Source organism: Bordetella sp. MIP270_01_BMS, assembly GCF_054958705.1.
Genome location: NZ_CM143297.1, coordinates 3,510,278 through 3,523,897, shown reverse-complemented (window position 1 = coordinate 3,523,897; position 13,620 = coordinate 3,510,278). Strand labels below are relative to the sequence as shown.

Genomic DNA, 13,620 nt, shown 5'->3' with positions numbered 1-13,620 from the left:
CCGTACCAGCGCGCCCGTACTCGCGCCAGCATCCGCCCGCTCCAGAACCCGCGCCGAACTCGGCGCCCGAACCCAAACGCCGAACTCGTCCCCGAACCTCGCACGCCAAATAACGAAGCTCAAACCGCGACCCTCGCAGCCCGATCACAGTACCGCAAGGCGCGAACCGCAAACCAAGAACCGCGAACTGGAACCCGCACCCTGCATCCTGCAACCACCGGACCCCACCATGCCCACGCCCGCCAGCCCCCGTCGTCGCTTCCTCGGCATCACCGCTGCAGCCTCTGCCCTGGCCTTGACCCCAGGCCTACTTCGCACGGCCTGCGCAGGCATTGCCGGCCCTGCCGGCAGCGGCGCCCAACCCCTTCTGTGGCAAGGCGTGGCCCTGGGGGCCGACGCAGAACTTCGCCTGTATCACCCCGATCCCACCGCTGCCCAACACCTTTTAGAACAGTCGCTGGCCGAGCTTCGTCGCCTTGAAAGCCTCTTCAGCCTGTATCGCGAAGACAGCGCCCTGGCCACCCTAAATCGCGAAGGTCATCTGGAAAATCCGCCGTCCGACCTGGTACGCCTGCTCAACGAAAGTGTGCACTTCAGCCGGCTCACCCAAGGTGCGTTCGACCCCAGCGTCCAGCCCCTATGGACCCTATACGCCGATCACTTCACCCGCCCGGACGCCGATCCAGTCGGCCCCCCGGCACGAGCCCGGCAAAAAGCGCTGGCGCTGGTTGGCTACCAACACATCCACGTCAGCGCCAGCCTTATCCAGCTACAACAGCCTGGCATGGCCCTCACCCTGAACGGGATCGCCCAGGGCTACATCACCGACCGCATCACCGAGCTACTACGGGCCGGCGGCCTGGACCGCGCCCTCGTCGACCTGGGCGAAATCCGCGGCCTCAACCAACGCCCAGCCCATGCCACCCAACCGTGGCGGGTAGGCTTGGCCCGCCCCCACGAACCGCAAGCTGGCATCATCGAGCCCGAGACCCCCACCGCCATCCACACCGCTGTCTCGCTACGCAACGACGCCCTAGCCACCTCTGGCGGCTACGGCACCCCTTTGGACCGCGCCGGCCGGCACACCCATTTGTTCGACCCCCGCACCGGCCACGCCCAACCACGCTACCGCAGCGTCTCCGTCATGGCCGCAAATGCCACCATGGCCGACGCCCTGTCCACCGCATTCTCAAACATGCCCCTGCCAGACACTGAAGCACTGGTGCAGTCCCTGGGCCTCAAGGCCTGGTTCGTCACGGCCGACGGCCGCATTCAGAAGCAGGAAGGCCCTCCTTCCTGCGCAAACTTGAAAGTCAGCATATAATTGCCAGCTTTCCGCCAGCCAACCTGCCCAGGTTGCGCGCCTCCCGTGCCCGGGTGGTGAAATTGGTAGACGCAGGGGACTCAAAATCCCCCGCCGCAAGGCGTGCCGGTTCGATTCCGGCCCCGGGCACCACCCAAAAATCCCTAGTATTTACAAGCCTCTAGCGCGATTTTTCGTCTTGCCCTGACACCAGGGGATTTTCCAAGTTTGTGAGCCAGGTACAGTTTCGGTACAGTGGCGAAGCACCGAGTGTATTTTCGGAGCTTTTACACGCATGGCTACTATCGTTAAGACACCCTCTGGTACCTGGAAAGCTGTCATTCGAAAGACGGGCTGGCCGACTTCGTCTAAAACATTCAGAACCAAACGCGATGCTGAGGACTGGTCGCGCCGGACGGAGGACGAGATGGTACGCGGGGTCTACATCCAGCGAGCTCCCGGTGAGCGCATGACACTTGAGTCGGCACTGACACGCTACCTACGGGAAGTCACGCCTTCCAAGCGGGAATCGACACGCGCCTCTGAGCATAAAAAAGCTCAGCCTCTGCTGAAGCACCTTGGGAAATACTCACTAGCCGCCCTGAGCGCCGATATCGTGGCGCAGTACCGCGACATGCGCCTGGCGGGCGATCCTGACGAGAACGGCAAACAGGTTCCGCGCAGCAATAACACTGTCCGCCTGGAACTCGCGTTGCTAAGCCACCTGTTCACAATCGCCATCAAGGAATGGGGGCTCGGCCTGCCTTTCAATCCCGTCTCCCAGATTCGACGCCCTGCTCCCGGCGCTGGCCGCAATCGTCGTCTAACGCCTGTAGAGAACAAGCGGCTATTGGCGGCTGTGGATGCCTACTCCAACCCGATGTTTAGCTGGATCGTACGAATCGCCCTGGAAACGGGGATGCGGCTATCGGAGATCGGCGGTCTACGTCTTGGCCAGGTAGACCTACAAAAGCGCGTTGTACGGCTGGATGTCACGAAAAACTCTTCGCCACGAACTGTGCCGTTAACGAAGGCCGCTACGGCAGCATTTCAGGCTGCTATGGATAACCCGACTCGCCCATCTGAGACCGACCTGGTGTTTTTTGGTGAACCTGGCCGTGACGGCGTGCGACGAACATACCTATTCGACAAGGCTTGGACTGACGCCAAGAAAGAGGCTGGGTTAACGGACTTCCGGTTCCATGATCTGAGGCATGAGGCGGTCAGCCGGCTGGTGGAAGCTGGATTGTCAGATCAAGAGGTGGCGGCGATAAGCGGACATAAGTCGATGCAAATGTTAAAGCGGTATACGCATCTGAGGGCTGAGGATTTGGTCGGGAGGTTGGATAAGCTTGCAACATAACCCGTAGATCAGGGGCACTACATCTAGACCACGGAAACAAATGCACCTACAATAAGTTGTGGTTTGTAGCGTTTAACTGCATTCTCGCGGTTGCGCTGCACGTGACCAAGCGGCCAAATGGCGCAAACGCGAAAACTCGCGGGCGCGTCACCGGCAGTATTAACGGCAATGTGACCTCCCACGAGGCACGTGGCGGTGAAGCTGTTGGCTTGGAAGCTCCGGTCGCCTCGCCTTCTTCCCCAGGTTGTATTGGGAAGGCGAGTAACAAACGTGCAGGGCGACCCCGAAGCGAGGACGCGAACGCGCGAACTTCAACGGAAGCCGGAATATCCCGCTCGCTGCGTCGCTTACTTTGTTTTCGCGGGCTAATAGGTCAAATACTAGTAATTTTGGCGCTATTAGAACCTTGTCATAGCAAAATCGAGACCGTAATGAGACTTATTCCGACTTTCCGTGCTGCGGAGCTATGTGCGATTAACGCGAGCCTCTCTTTTGAGGTTGCGCTGCACGTGACCAAGCGGCAAAATGGCGCAAACGCGAAAACTCGCGGGCGCGTCACCGGCAGTATTAACGGCAATGTGACCTCCCACGAGGCACGTGGCGGTGAAGCTGTTGGCTAGGCCCCTTCCCCGTCGAGCCCTGGGGAGCTTCAAGCTCGACGAGATACCTGGATATGGCACTGTCAGCTTACGATCAGATTTTTTCCAACGAAATCCTGTTTAAAACTTGGAAGAAACTGTACGCGGATGCCAAACCCTCTTCACGCGACACCGTCGGCAGTGATGGGGAATCCATCAACACATTCGAAGCAGAAGAATCGCGCCGTTTGCGCATGCTCCGCAACGATCTTAGGTCACGGCAATTCTCTTTCGAACCGTTACGAGCCGTCCTCGTACCAAAAAGCAACGGACGTGACCGTTTAATCTGCGTACCTACAGTCAAAGATCGAATCGTGCAACGAGCACTTGCCGATCACATATCGGACAAGTATCGCGCCAAATTGGCCAACGCAATCAGCTACGGTTTTATTAGAAAAAGAAATGTGCATGATGCTGTACGGGCAGCGATTGCTATGCGAGAAAGCAATCCCTGGGCTTTCAAAACTGACATTACATCTTTCTTTGACCAAATCCAGCGTGAAGACGTTTCACGTGCTATCAAGCGAGAAATTCGAGACTCTTCGCTGCATCAGATTTTAATGTCGGCCACGAATTGCGAGATTCAGCCAACTACCCCGGGATATGCGAGACGAATCAGAGCATTGGGCATCAAGCCGGGCCTAGGAGTTAGACAGGGGATGCCTCTTTCCCCTCTTTTTGCAAATTTAGTGCTGCTCAATTTTGATCGCAAATTAATAAAGTCTGGCTACAAAGCGATTAGATATGCCGACGATCTAATATTCTTCTGCTCCAGCAGAGCTGAATGCGAAGCTATCTCGGAGCATTGCAAAGCCCTTCTTCGGGATTTAAAGTTAACGGTCCCATCTCTTTCCGAAGGATCCAAATCAGTAATCTACGCCCCTAATGATGCGGCTGAATTCCTAGGCCTCAGCTTAACTCTAATCAATAACAAATACACACTTACGCTTCATGCAACTCAACGCGAGAGAATTCGGCAAGAAATTCTTTCTCTTTCGTCAATTGAAGAATTGCTAACGCGCAAACTCACACTTGCTACAGTACTTCCAGTTGTTCGTGCAAAGGTAAACGGCTTTCTTGATGCCTATAGTATTTGTGCCGATTATGATGATTTGACACGAGAACTACACGACCTTGAACGAAAGGTGTTGCGTCGAATCTACGAAGACCAGCTATATATTGACCTATCCAGACTTAATAAAAAAACACACACCTTTCTAGGGTTGGGGCACAGCTAAGGTTTGTTTGGGTAGCCATGGGTTCATAAGAATAGACTGTTGGACTTACCTTATCGCAGTATAGGTAACCTCAGGAACTAGACCTTAACGAAGTTGATTATTGATTGAATTTCATTGACAGTCGTTATGAACCATTCGTCACCCGGCGCATCTTCTTTCCATCGCCCACGAGCCTTTAACACCGCATGCACAGCATCCTCCATCTGAGCGACCCTATTTACCTGCCATCGCCCAAGAATTACAGGCCGCTCAAAAAAACCAGATCCCCGACACTGCCCGAACACTCGTGTTTCCACGTCAGCAGCAGTAGTTAACCCTACCTTGATCGGAAAGGCCTCATTCTCCCTCTTGATGATAGGAAATGAAAATGCGTAGATCCATCCGTCAAATTCCAGGTCCTGCTGCTCCTCAACGGCCTCGTCTTCATCTTCGGCCTGATCCATCGTCATCTCGCTATCCGACTTAAGCCTATATGTACCCGAACGGCCAAGCCATACAAATGGTGACTCAGGACCACGTTTAGCTCGAAGGGACACAAAAAAGCGAATCGCAGATCCTACTGGATTCATTTTTCCCTCAGTATCTCGAGCAGGATAAGCCAAAGCCAGCTGATCTTCCGTTAGGTAGCGGCTAACCACCCGATTAATGATTGGATTTAACTTAAAGGGCTCTCCGGACGCAGCCTCGGGCTCAGCCGCAATCTCGGACAACAAATGATATCGAGCCAAGCGATAACAAAACGAGGCATTGGGTTCAAACGTAATGGGCAACGGTTTCATAAGTAAAAACTAGCTCGCTAGTCATCCAATTCTGGGCACGGCCAGCAATAGCAGAGTTATACCACTACGGTTAATGGTGCCCGAGGCCGGAATCGAACCGGCACGCCTTGCGGCGGGGGATTTTCTTACCACTTCGGCTTTCGCCGCCGTCGCTTTGCAAGCAACGTTCGTGGTCTGGAGCACGCCTTCACCTTAGTCTTTCGACCGTAGGTGCCCGCCGTCTGCTCTCTACACCTTCCTGGCGTCCAACCACCAAGCTTGGCTCGGTATTAGCTCGGATACGTAATCCAGGGCCTTCGCCGAGTTTGACGGGCTTCACCTCAAAGGTTTCCCCTTGAGGGCTCAATTTTTTCTGAGTCCCCTGCGTCTACCAATTTCACCACTCGGGCATCTCGTCTCGCACTTTAGCATCGTATGTATAAGCATGAGACAAGGATTAATGTGCAGACTCTCCTAGCAACGAATCAGTAATCAGCATGCGCTCGAACTCACCAACCGGTTTGCCGAGTACACGGCACTGCAGGGATGCTTTTCGCAGATCGGCCAACTGGCACAGGTTGAAATACAGTTCGTTGTCACCCATCCATGCAGCCCAATACGTGGGTTTCGCTTGTTCAGCTGCGGTGCCATGAAACTGCGTCGCAACCCACTCGCACATGAGTTCCTGCAAGCCAAACTGCTCAAGCAAGCCCCGAGCGCCAGGGAGCGCCATGGTGCCCTCTAACAGCACGCGTAAAGCCAAAGGGTTGCCAGTTCCCAAGATCCCCCATGACCGGACCACACGAATCGCAGCAACGAGCGCTTTCAGGTCAGAAGTCACGCTTTCTACACGGACGACACGTTGGCGGAATCCAACGATACGCGCAAGGATAGGATCATCAAAGAGGAGCTCATCAACTACGGACGATGCCCAATCACCACCGGGCATCACCCTATCAGCCAACTTGAAGTCCGTCGGTACCAAGCTTCCCCACATCGCATCCCAAAGCGGAACATTCATCGGTCCAACTTCGTAGATTTCGCGAGCCCATGTAAACGCAGGGTCGTCGGCCTCCAACAGTTCATCGCGTGGCGAGATTTCTCCCAATCGATACCGATAGATGGTTGCAAGGTCAATATCGGCAAAAGGCAATCGCTCAGCTGTCTCTGCCGGTGACCTATCCCCTGCTAGCTGGTGATACCAAGCAATCGTTCTCATGCGCTCGCTTTCGTGTCGCGCTGGACGACCTCGTTTACCGGCTGTCCTTTGATTTTTTTGCATGAAATTCGACATTTTCGTGCGTGTACTCATGGTTGTTCCTTCCGTGTAATGGCGATTAATGAAGCCCGACGAATTTTGACGTTGACGGGCGTATTAACTTGGAGCCATTCAATGACAACCGAAGAACAACTGATTAAACGGTATGGACCTTTACTGTCTTTGATCGACTTATCTGAATTGCTAAAACGTAGCCCCGATGGTCTACGGATTGCATTAAGAAGTCAAACCGAATTTGCCACGAAATGGAACGTTGCAAGACGCAAAGTTGGCCGTCGCGTTTATTTTCGAGCCAGCGATGTTGCGATGTTGATTGACACCGCTGCTGAATGATTTCGATATACCGAAAGTGAGTATCAGAATCATGAGTCTAGTTTGGGAACACTATCCCGCCGGCGGCGGTGAATTACTGACGGCATTGGCTTACGCCGATCACGCACATGATGACGGAACTGGCGTACGACCAAGCGTTGCATATATCGCTCGCAAGACACGACAAAGTGAACGAACGGTTCAGCGGTATCTGACGCAAATGCGTGAATCAGGCTGGCTATTAACCGTGCGTCACGGCGATGGTGGACGTGGCCGAGCGACCGAATATCGCATCAATCCTCTGTGGATAATTAACCCCGTCAAACTGACACCCTTTGCAGAAAATCAAGCAGAAAGGATGACAAATGGCGCACAAAAGGGTGACACGGGAGGTATGAAAAGGGTGACACCTATGTCACCCCAACCATCATTAACCGTATTAGAACCTACTACTACGTCAGGAACTGATCTCAAACAAACGTCAGTTTCTGTGGATAAGTTGATTTGGCCAGCTTCGTTTCAGAAATCAGCACAACCCTCAGTCGAACAAATACTGCAAGACTGTCCCGCAGCAACACGACAGCTTGTTCTGGATGAGATTGCCGGCCTGGTTGAACGCGGCAAGGTTCGGTATCCGATCGCGTTGCTGCGCAAGTTGTGCAGCAACGCCAAGCAAGGTTGTTTTATTCCCGATGCGGCATTGGACGTTCAACGCAAACGCGAAGCAACGGCGTTTGCAGATCAACAAAAGCGAGTACAGGCAGCACGCGATTTCGCACCCCGAACAAACGTACCCACCACTCAGCCACCACGAGAGCAGCTAGCAGCCTTAAAACAGCTCCTGAATAGCCGGAACGGTCTGGCGAGACAAAGGTAACGACATGAGCCGACCAGATCCTGAAGCCTCGCTTACCGACCGCATCGCAACCACATACAAAAAGTCGACACATGCCCCGCATCTCAATCGCGCCACGATCCTAAGTCTGCGTACCGAAATCCGCCAAGCACTTGATGATGGCTGGTCAGTGCTGACCATCTACAAAACCTTGCGTGATGAAGGACGAGTGCGCTTCAGCTATCAAGCCTTTCGGCGACATGTGAACTGCCTATTGCTCGGCAAGGCCACGAAGCGGAAAAGGCCGCCCCGCGCCACCACAGCCACACAAGAAGTACGGCCACCGGACCATGCGACTGGCTTCACATTCAATCCCCAACTCAGAGAGGACGACTTGTTTTGAAGGTCTCGACTGCGTCACAACTGCTGCGCGATTACGGCACTATTTCTCCACCTCTTGGTGTTCAACCAGCGAACCATGTGGTCAACCACGATTCATTCTGCGTGCACACGCAGAATCCACGCGGTTTGCACGGTGAAATGCACAAGCGTACGTGTCAAAAACTACTGTTTATACAGGGCAGGATGTGTGAAGTAGGCCCACCCGCAAGCGGGTTGTCCTACTTCACTTGCCCTTATTCGCACCTGGCGGTACTCAACGGGAATCCTGCTCTGCGAGGCTGTTTTCAGCCATAGGCTGGAGGATTAATGGAATGGGAATGGGCGACGAAAAGAGAGTCACGCGCAAGAACAACCCGCCCATCAAGGTGTATTGCCTGCCCGAAGAGCGGGCCGAGATCGAGGCGAGCGCCAGGAGGGCAGGAATCAGCGTTGCGCGTTACCTGCGTGACGTGGGCCAGGGCTACAAGGTCAAGGGAGTCATGGATTACGAGTACGTGCGCGAGCTGGTGCGAGTCAATGGCGACTTGGGCCGGCTGGGCGGCTTGCTCAAGCTATGGCTGACCGACGACCCACGCACGGCCCGCTTCGGCGATGCCACGATCCTTGCTCTGCTGGGCCGGATCGAGGCCACCCAGGACGAAATGAGCCGGCTGATGAAGTCGGTGGTGCAACCGAGGGCCGAGCCTTGAGAATTTTAGCGGCTAAAAAATCGGAGGCAGACTGATGATCGCCAAGCATGTACCCATGCGCTCGCTGGGCAAGTCCGACTTCGCCGGCCTGGTGAACTACGTCACCGATGCGCAGAGCAAGGATCACCGGCTGGGCCAGGTGCAGATCACGAACTGCGATGCAGTGTCGGTGCGGGACACCATCACCGAGGTTCTAGCGACACAGCACAGAAACACGCGGGCCAAGGGCGATAAGACCTATCACCTGATTGTCAGCCTCCGCGCTGGCGAACAGCCCGGCACTGACACCTTGCGGGCGATTGAGAAACGCATCTGCGCGGGGCTTGGCTACGCTGAACACCAGCGTGTCAGTGCCGTTCACAACGACACCGACAACCTGCACATTCATATTGCCATCAACAAGATTCACCCGACCCGGCACACGATGCACGAACCGTATTACCCGCACTTGGCGCTTGCTGACCTTTGCACGACGCTGGAACGGGAATACGGCCTGGAGTCCGACAATCACCAGTTCCACCAGCGCGGGACGGCATCGAGGGCCGCCGACATGGAGCGTCATGCCGGCGTGGAAAGTCTGGCGGGTTGGATCAAACGCGAATGCCTGGAGGAGATCAAGGCGGCACCGTCCTGGACGGAACTGCACCAGATCATGCGTGACAACGGTCTGGAAATAACGCCAAGTGGGAATGGGCTGGTGATCCGGGCCGATGACGGCACGATGGTCAAGCCCAGCACCCTTGGACGGGGACTGTCCAAACCCGCCTTGGAAAAGCGTTTGGGAACGTTTGAGGCGTCCCCCAAGCAGCAAGAGCAACACCAAGCCCAGCGCAGCTATCAAAAAAATCCGGCGCGGCTGCGTGTCAACACAACCGAGCTTTATGCCAGGTACAAAAACGAGCTGAAGAATCTGAGCCTGACCAGGGCCGAGGCGCTGGCCCAGGCGAAGCGGCGCAAGGATCGGGCCATGACGGATGCCAAGCAGAAGGCCGCGACGAAGCGGGCGGCAATCAAGTTGGCCGGTGGCGGGCGGGTAGCCCAAAAGCTGCTGTACTCACAAACCAGCGCGACCTTGCGGGCCGAGCTGGATGGGATTCACAAGGATTACGCCAAGGAACGAGAACGGCTTTACCAGGTTGACCAGCGCCGCCAGTGGGCCGACTGGCTCAAGCAGGAAGCTACCCAAGGCAACAGCGAGGCGTTGGCCGCGCTGCGAGCCAGGGAGGCGGCCCAGGGCTTGAAAGGCAACACCTTGACCGCCCAGGGCAAGGCGAAGCCTGGCCGTGCGCCGGTGATCGACAACATCACCAAGAAGGGCACCATCATTTACCGCGCCGGGCAAAGCGCCGTGCGCGATGATGGCGACAAGCTGCAAGTTTCGACAGGAGCCGACCGGGACGGTGTACTGGAAGCGTTGAAGCTGGCCGCCGAGCGGTACGGTGACCGTATTACCGTCAACGGCACAACCGAGTTCAAGGCCCAGGCGATTCGGGCGGCCGTTGATGGGAAGCTACCCATCACGTTTGCCGACCCGGCCCTGGAGAAGCGCCGCCAGGCGTTACTGCAAGACAACTTCAGCGTGCCGAAAAAACCGGGCGTTCCTGGTGTTGGGAACGTGCCGCCGCCCGTCGTGCGGGCGGGCCGCTTGCGTGCCTTGTCTCAAGTTGAAACCGTGCAGATCGAGGGAGCAGTGGTGACGCCACCGAAACCAGCCCCCGCGCCGATAATCAGCGACCAGGAGTGCCTAAAGGCCAAGCTGCAAGCGGAGTTGAACGCCAAAAAGGAGAAGGCGAAACAGCGCAAAGGACCTGGCCGGTGATGTTTGTGCATTCTGGTGTTTTTAATATCATTGGTAGCAGGCACACCAAAAGGTAAGAGCATCGAAAAATTGAGCATTCGCAATTTACCCGACGAGGTGCACCAGGCGCTGAAAGTTCGAGCGGCGCTTAATAACCGGAGCACCGAGGCGGAAATACGCGAGATATTGACCGCAGTAGTCCAGCCGCTGGATCTGGAAAAAATGGGCCGAGCGGTTGGCCTGGAGAAACCAGCAAAGAAATAACAAAGCAGCAATCGTGCAGTTGCACGCACACACCGACCTCAACAAAAACGTAAGCCCGGCGTGACGGTGTCGCAAGGGCGGGTACCTTGGCAGATTTGGCGAACTGCCACGTGATGGCCCAACCCCGCAGTAGCGCAGCAGTAGCAGCGTTGTGGGGCAGATTAGCCGCATATAGCTAACTCATCACAACGAGGTACTTGACCATGAAACGTGTCCGCCTTTTAGCAGCTAAAACCGCGTTTGCCAGCGCACTCGCAACCGGCATCCTCACCACCTCAGCGCAGGCCGGCATACCTACCATCGACGGCACGAACCTGGTGCAGAACGTGATGTCTGCGATGGAAGCGGTTGCGCACACTGCCAAGCAAATCGAGCAATACCAGACTCAATTGCAGCAGTACGAAAATCAACTGCAAAACACGATGGCCCCGGCTGCGTATATCTGGGATCAGGCGCAGACTACTATCAACAGGTTGATTGCCGCTCAGAACACCCTGGCCTACTACGAAAACCAACTAGGCAGCCTGGATAATTACCTGGAGAAATTCCAGGACGTGGCCTATTACCGTTCGTCCCCCTGCTTCAACGGCACCGCCGGTTGCACGTCCGCCGAACAGGCCGCCATGGCGGAGAATCGACGCTTGGCGTCAGAGTCGCAAAAGAGGGCCAACGATGCGCTGTTCAAGACCGTCAGCGATCAACAGAAGGCTTTGAAAGACGATGCCCACAACTTGGAACGGTTGCAGGGTGCGGCCCAGGGCGCACAAGGTCAACTCCAGGCCATCGGCTACGCCAATCAGCTTGCCAGCAACCAGGCTAACCAGCTCTTGCAAATCCGCACCATGTTAGCTGCACAGCAGAACGCTGTAGCCGCCAGAATGCAGGCGGATGCTGATCGGGAATCTCAATATCAAGCATCCCATGAGCATCTTTATAAAAGTTTGCAGAAGCCGGTTAACCGTTCCAATAGCAAGGAGTACTGACCATGAAAATCATGCTTAAAGCATTGGTAATGCTCTTGTTTGTGTCGGCTCTAATGGGCTGCAAGGAAGAACGGCAACCTGAACCCCAGGAATCTATCTATAAAGGTCTGGAAAAGCCTGTAAATCGCTCCAACAGCAAGGAGTACTGATCATGAAAACGGTACTTATGCGCGCGGGGTTAGTGTCGCCGTTGCTGATTATTTCTCAGACTGCCGCTGCCGCCGTAGATAGGGGCGGTGTTCTGAACGAAGTTTCGGACAGATTTTTGGCCGCAAGTAGCGGTTGGGCTGGCACTATCGCCCAGCATGCCACTTGGCTGTTCTGGACGCTCGTTGTGATTTCGATGGTCTGGACGTTCGGCATGATGGCCTTGCGCAAGGCCGACATTGGCGAGTTCTTCGCGGAGTTTGTCCGCTTCACGATCTTCACCGGCTTTTTCTGGTGGCTGCTTATCAACGGCCCCAACTTCGCGATGGACATTATCAATTCGTTGAGGATGATTGCTGGCGAAGCATCCGGGTTATCGCAAGGGTTGAACCCATCTACGCCTATCGACATTGCTTTCGATATTCTGGCGAAGGCGGCCAAGAGTTACAGCGTAACCAGCCCTATCGACAACCTGTCGATTTTCCTGACCACGCTGGCCATCCTGGCCTGCATGGCAGTAGTTGCCGCCAACGTCCTATTGGCACTTGTCACGGCCTGGGTGCTGGCATACGCCGGTGTCTTTGTTTTAGGTTTCGGCGGTGCGCGTTGGACTTCGGATATTGCAATTAACTACTTCAGAAATGTGGCTGGAATCGCGCTCAAACTCATGACCATGACGCTCCTCGTAGGTATCGCGACTTCCATCATTGACGGTTATCACGCGGCCCTGGCGGAGAAAGCGCCGATAGATGAATTGTTGGTGGTTTTTGTCGTATCCCTTGTCCTGGTGATCCTCATCAACACAATTCCGAATGTGATTGCTGGCTTGATTCCGGGCGGTGGTGGGGCGGCGTCGGCGGGTAGTTCATTTGGTGCGGGTGCAATCATGGGCGCGGGTGTGGCAGCAGCAGGTATGGCTACCGGCGGCGCGGCACTCGCGGCCAAGGCCGCAATGGGTGCAGCCACTGGAGCAATGGGCGGTGCATCCGCCATCCAGGCTGCATTTCAGAAGGCGTCGGCCAGCATGAACGGAGGCGGTGATATGCCGAGCATGGCATCTGTCGGTGGCTGTGGTAGCGATGGTGGTGGCTCTGGCGATGGAGCCGGCACGGCTGGCAATACGCCGTTTGCTCAAGCGGCCGGCTTTGGTGGCAGCGATAGTGATGGCAGTGGTTTTGGTCGTGCGGCCAAGCTGGCAGCGGGTACGGTTGGCGAGTTGGCAAAGGGTGTGGGTTCTTCGGTTTCGTCGGGTTTCCAGCAACGTGTGAGCGAGACAGCAGGCGGCAAGCTTGCGGCATCAATCCGCGAAAGCATGGAACCAGTCGTTGACAGCAGCGGCGCGACATTCGGGTCTAACAGCTTTGGTGGAGAAGGCGCCAGCGGCGGGGCTGGCTGGATGCACCAAACCGGAGGACTCGGCAACCTATCTGAAGCCGATCAGGCCAAGGCAACGGAATCCCATGCTGAATGGCAGGCTAAAAGTGAAGGCAATACGTTCGGAGTCGAGGACTATGTTTCGTATGCCCAGGAGCGACAACAGGAGCGCAATGCCGAAGTCGAAGGCTTTGTGAGCAGGGGCAGCAACGAAAACAATCCAACATAAGGAGCCAT

14 protein-coding genes and 1 tRNA gene are annotated in these 13,620 nt (G+C 55.7%); 13 read left to right on the top strand and 2 right to left on the bottom strand.

Translation table 11 applies throughout. The features are described 5' to 3' along the window. The first annotated feature begins 229 nt into the window (after positions 1 to 229). From ACV17W_RS16545 to ACV17W_RS16530, 4 genes are all read left to right on the top strand, one after another. Positions 230 to 1,324 carry an FAD:protein FMN transferase gene (locus ACV17W_RS16545; RefSeq protein WP_462593423.1) on the top strand — a complete coding sequence of 365 codons (1,095 nt, stop codon included), beginning with the start codon at positions 230 to 232 and terminating at the stop codon, positions 1,322 to 1,324. Positions 1,325 to 1,371: 47 nt separating this feature from the next. Further along, positions 1,372 to 1,456: transfer RNA gene (locus ACV17W_RS16540), tRNA-Leu, on the top strand. 142 nt (positions 1,457 to 1,598) lie between these two features. Then, positions 1,599 to 2,666 (top strand): site-specific integrase, encoded by a 1,068-nt coding sequence (locus ACV17W_RS16535; RefSeq protein ID WP_462593421.1) that lies wholly within the window; start codon positions 1,599 to 1,601, stop codon positions 2,664 to 2,666. Between the two features lie 673 nt (positions 2,667 to 3,339). Continuing rightward, the gene (locus ACV17W_RS16530) at positions 3,340 to 4,542 is read left to right on the top strand and encodes a reverse transcriptase domain-containing protein (protein WP_462593420.1); all 1,203 of its coding nucleotides are present in this window, start codon (positions 3,340 to 3,342) and stop codon (positions 4,540 to 4,542) included. Between the two features lie 77 nt (positions 4,543 to 4,619). Here the strand turns inward: ACV17W_RS16530 and ACV17W_RS16525 are convergent, their stop codons facing one another. Both ACV17W_RS16525 and ACV17W_RS16520 read right to left on the bottom strand, forming a co-directional pair. Beyond that, complete coding sequence (locus ACV17W_RS16525; RefSeq protein WP_462593419.1) at positions 4,620 to 5,321, bottom strand: GIY-YIG nuclease family protein; 702 nt, start codon at positions 5,319 to 5,321, stop codon at positions 4,620 to 4,622. Between the two features lie 436 nt (positions 5,322 to 5,757). Then, complete coding sequence (locus ACV17W_RS16520) at positions 5,758 to 6,612, bottom strand: hypothetical protein (protein ID WP_462593418.1); 855 nt, start codon at positions 6,610 to 6,612, stop codon at positions 5,758 to 5,760. 81 nt (positions 6,613 to 6,693) lie between these two features. Here ACV17W_RS16520 and ACV17W_RS16515 point away from each other — a divergent pair, with 81 nt between their 5' ends. The 9 genes from ACV17W_RS16515 (at position 6,694) to trbL (ending at position 13,612) form a co-directional block, all read left to right on the top strand. Beyond that, a complete protein-coding gene (locus tag ACV17W_RS16515; RefSeq protein WP_462593417.1) occupies positions 6,694 to 6,912 on the top strand; it encodes a DNA-binding protein in 219 nt (72 codons plus the stop codon). Further along, positions 6,893 to 7,768, top strand: a complete 876-nt coding sequence (locus tag ACV17W_RS16510; protein ID WP_462593416.1) for a helix-turn-helix domain-containing protein — start codon at positions 6,893 to 6,895, stop codon at positions 7,766 to 7,768. The genes ACV17W_RS16515 and ACV17W_RS16510 overlap by 20 nt, the downstream gene beginning before the upstream one ends. 4 nt (positions 7,769 to 7,772) lie before the next feature. Next, positions 7,773 to 8,129 carry a TraK family protein gene (locus ACV17W_RS16505; RefSeq protein ID WP_462593415.1) on the top strand — a complete coding sequence of 119 codons (357 nt, stop codon included), beginning with the start codon at positions 7,773 to 7,775 and terminating at the stop codon, positions 8,127 to 8,129. A 316-nt stretch (positions 8,130 to 8,445) separates the two neighbouring features. Continuing rightward, positions 8,446 to 8,817 carry a conjugal transfer transcriptional regulator TraJ gene (traJ, locus tag ACV17W_RS16500; RefSeq protein WP_462593414.1) on the top strand — a complete coding sequence of 124 codons (372 nt, stop codon included), beginning with the start codon at positions 8,446 to 8,448 and terminating at the stop codon, positions 8,815 to 8,817. 34 nt (positions 8,818 to 8,851) lie between these two features. After that, positions 8,852 to 10,636 carry a TraI/MobA(P) family conjugative relaxase gene (gene traI / locus ACV17W_RS16495; protein WP_462593413.1) on the top strand — a complete coding sequence of 595 codons (1,785 nt, stop codon included), beginning with the start codon at positions 8,852 to 8,854 and terminating at the stop codon, positions 10,634 to 10,636. A 69-nt stretch (positions 10,637 to 10,705) separates the two neighbouring features. Beyond that, positions 10,706 to 10,879 (top strand): FitA-like ribbon-helix-helix domain-containing protein, encoded by a 174-nt coding sequence (locus ACV17W_RS16490; RefSeq protein WP_462593412.1) that lies wholly within the window; start codon positions 10,706 to 10,708, stop codon positions 10,877 to 10,879. Between the two features lie 203 nt (positions 10,880 to 11,082). After that, positions 11,083 to 11,862, top strand: coding sequence for a P-type conjugative transfer protein TrbJ (trbJ, locus tag ACV17W_RS16485; protein WP_462593411.1), 780 nt, complete (start codon positions 11,083 to 11,085; stop codon positions 11,860 to 11,862). Positions 11,863 to 11,864: 2 nt separating this feature from the next. After that, positions 11,865 to 12,011, top strand: coding sequence for a hypothetical protein (locus ACV17W_RS16480; RefSeq protein ID WP_462593410.1), 147 nt, complete (start codon positions 11,865 to 11,867; stop codon positions 12,009 to 12,011). Between the two features lie 2 nt (positions 12,012 to 12,013). Then, positions 12,014 to 13,612, top strand: coding sequence for a P-type conjugative transfer protein TrbL (gene trbL, locus ACV17W_RS16475; protein ID WP_462593409.1), 1,599 nt, complete (start codon positions 12,014 to 12,016; stop codon positions 13,610 to 13,612). The last annotated feature ends 8 nt before the right edge of the window (positions 13,613 to 13,620 follow it).